This window comes from Nocardia farcinica (assembly GCF_029867845.1).
GTDB lineage: Bacteria > Actinomycetota > Actinomycetes > Mycobacteriales > Mycobacteriaceae > Nocardia > Nocardia farcinica_A.
Genome location: NZ_JARWRU010001031.1, coordinates 1 through 3,164, shown reverse-complemented (window position 1 = coordinate 3,164; position 3,164 = coordinate 1). Strand labels below are relative to the sequence as shown.

The window sequence follows — 3,164 nt, the reverse complement described above, 5'->3', positions numbered from 1 at the left end:
GGCCCCGGGTGGCGGTCGCGGGCTCGGGCTCCGGCTCGGCCTCGACCTTCGGCTCCTGCACGACGACCAGGTTCTCGCTCAGCTTCGCGGCGTCGACGCGCTCGATGGCGTCGAGCATCAGCTGGGCCACATCGACGACCTCGACGCCCTCGCCCTCGCCGTTCTCCTGACGCGCGGTCACACCGTCGGTCAGCATGACGCGGCAGAACGGGCAGCCGGTCGCGATCTTGGCGGGCGAGGTGGTCAGCGCCTCGTCCACGCGGTCGATGTTGATGCGCTTGCCGAGCTGCTCCTCCATCCACATGCGCGCGCCACCGGCGCCACAGCACATGGACCGTTCGCCGTGGCGGGGCATCTCGACCAGCTTCGAGCCCGAGGCCGCCATCAGCTCACGCGGCGCGTTGTAGATCTTGTTGTGGCGACCCAGGTAGCAGGGGTCGTGGTAGGTGACGTTCTGCGACACCGGCGCCACCGGGATCAGCTTCTTCTGCCGCACCAGGCGGTTGAGCAGCTGGGTGTGGTGCACGACCTCGTAGGTGCCGCCCACCTGCGGGTACTCGTTGTTCAGCGCGTTGAAGCAGTGCGCGCAGGTGACGACGATCTTCTTCTTGCGATCCTCGACGCCCTCGAACACCGAGTTCAGCAGCTCGATGTTCTGCATGGCCAGCTGCTGGAACAGGAATTCGTTGCCCGCGCGGCGAGCCGAGTCGCCGGTGCAGGTCTCCTCCTGGCCGAGCACCATGAACTTCACACCCGCGGTGGCGAGCAGTTCGGCGACGGCCTTGGTGGTCTTCTTGGCGCGGTCCTCGTAGGCGCCGGCGCAGCCGACCCAGAACAGGTACTCGTAGCCGTCGAAGCTGTCCGCGTCCTGGCCGAAGACCGGGATGTCGAAGTCGAGCTCGTTGATCCAGTTCAGGCGGTCCTTGGCGTTCTGACCCCAGGGGTTGCCCTTGTTCTCCAGGTTCTTGAACAGACCGGCCAGCTCGGACGGGAAGTCCGACTCGATGAGCACCTGGTAGCGGCGCATGTCGATGATGTGGTCGACGTGCTCGATGTCCACCGGGCACTGCTCGACGCAGGCGCCACAGGTGGTGCAGCTCCACAGCACCTCGGGGTCGATGATGCCGTTGACGTCCTCGCCGCCGACCAGGGGGCGCTCGGCCTCGGCGCGCGCGGCCTCGGGGATCTTGGCCAGCGCGGCCTCGTTCGGCTTGCCCTCGGCGTCGACCAGGCCGATCTCGTCGCCGCCCATGTCCTTGCGGCCGCCTGCCAGCAGGTAGGGCGCCTTGGCGTAGCCGTGGTCGCGCAGCGACATGATGAGCAGCTTGGGCGAGAGCGGCTTGCCGGTGTTCCAGGCGGGGCACTGCGACTGGCAGCGACCGCACTCGGTGCAGGTGGTGAAGTCGAGGATGCCCTTCCAGGTGAAGTCTTCGAACTTGCCCGCGCCGAGGGTGTCGTTGTCGGGGTCGACGTTCTCCATGTCGAGGGCCTTGCCGTTCGACATCATCGGCCGCGCCGCGCCGAGGGCGACGCCGCCGTCCTCGTCACGCTTGAAGTAGATGTTCGGGAACGCCGCGAAGCGGTGCCAGGCCACACCCCAGGTGAGGTTGCGGCCGACCAGCAGCAGGAACAGGCTGCCCGACATCAGCTTGAAGAAGGCGAAGACCGAGATCAGCGTCGGGCTCGACGGCAGCAGCTCGGCCACCCGCATGGTGAAGAAGTCGGTGGAGGCGTGCGCTCCGCCGTAGGTCGCGAGCTTGCCCGCCTTGACGAAGATCATGCCGAGGCCCTCGACGAGGACGATGGACTCGATCACGTAGGCCGGGGCGAACTTGGAGCCGCTGAAGCGCGAGAGCCGCTCGGGGTCGCGCGGGTGGTTCAGCTGGCGGATGACGATCAGCGTCACGATGCCGACCACGGTGCCGATGCCGAGGATCTCGTCAAGCAGGTGATAGACCGCGAGATCGCCGATGATGGGCCAGTGGAACTCGGGGTTGATCGTCTGGCCGTAGGCCTCGAAGAAGAGGATGAAGCCGGCGAGGAAGCCGATCATCACCAGCCAGTGCGCCCAGCCCACGGTTCGGAACTTGTTCATCCTGGTGTGGGCCAGGAACTCGATGATCATCTGCTTGAACCGCGGGAAGAACGGCCGCCAGCGGTCGGGCGCGGACTGCCCGAGCATGATGGTCCGCACGATATTCCGAACGCCGCCGAAGAACGACACCCAACACAAGAGGCTGAGCGCCGCTCCAATCGTGCCCAGCGTCACTGTCAGGGCATTCATGTCGCGACCTTTCTTTCGAGGCAACACGAGCGTGTGGCCGACCTGCGCCGACCGGTTGGCTCGTATCGTAACCGCCAGTAAGTTACCCGCCGGTAACTTATCCCTTCATCATACGATCCTCGGTTGACCTGCGGGCCCGCATGCAGGGCATCTGGTCCGTCGGGGTCAGTGAGGGATCTCACACAAGTCGGTATGTCCTGTGTGTCCGGGGTTTGTCCACCGTAAACACGCCTGTTCGCCCGCTTTGCGGTAAGGGCATGCTAAGTTCCGCGGTTTCACAGATTTCGTGGCGTATATCGCAATCCGGCGACGATTCGGCTACGCTACCGACGACTTGTTCGCAATGGTCAGATCTACGCTGCTCGGGGAGAATCCGAAGTGACAGACCACATTTCGGATCGAGTGTGCTCTCGCGCGTGCTGGCCGTCGTGACCACTACTGGATAGGACATCGCATTGAATTTCCGGAAGAGCGCTGCGGCGGCCGCACTGGTCGTGGGGGCGATGACGGTCGGCGCGGGCGTCTCGTACGCCGAACCGGAGCCGGCTCCCGCTCCCGAGATCGACTACTCGGTGAAGCTGGTCGATCAGACCATCGTCACGAAGCTGCGTGGTGGCACCTTCTCGCTGTTCTACGCCGACATCGAGCCGGGCGCGCCGTTCGACCCGAGCTCGGTGCTCGAGCCGATCGAGATCGAGGGGGACGATCCCGAGAAGCTCGCCGAGGCCACCCCGATCGCCGAGATCAAGGACGAGACCGGCGAAACGGTGCTCCAGCTGCCGCTGGTCTTCGATGTGCTCGGCACCCCGGTCCCGGTGAAGTCCGAGGTCGTCGAGGACGGCACCGTCCTGGAGATCACCCCGGAGAAGCCCGAGGGCAT

Annotated in this window: 1 protein-coding gene and 1 pseudogene; one reads left to right on the top strand and one right to left on the bottom strand. The window is 65.5% G+C overall.

Features of this window, described 5'->3' with window-relative positions; translation table 11 throughout:
- Positions 1 to 2,284, bottom strand: a 2,284-nt coding sequence (locus QH283_RS22850; protein WP_280505000.1) for a (Fe-S)-binding protein, incomplete at its 3' end; no start/stop codon positions are given.
- Positions 2,285 to 2,739: 455 nt separating this feature from the next.
- On the opposite strand from QH283_RS22850, the pseudogene QH283_RS22845 reads away from it, so the two are divergent.
- Positions 2,740 to 3,164 (top strand): annotated as a pseudogene (locus QH283_RS22845) (hypothetical protein); the annotation flags it as partial.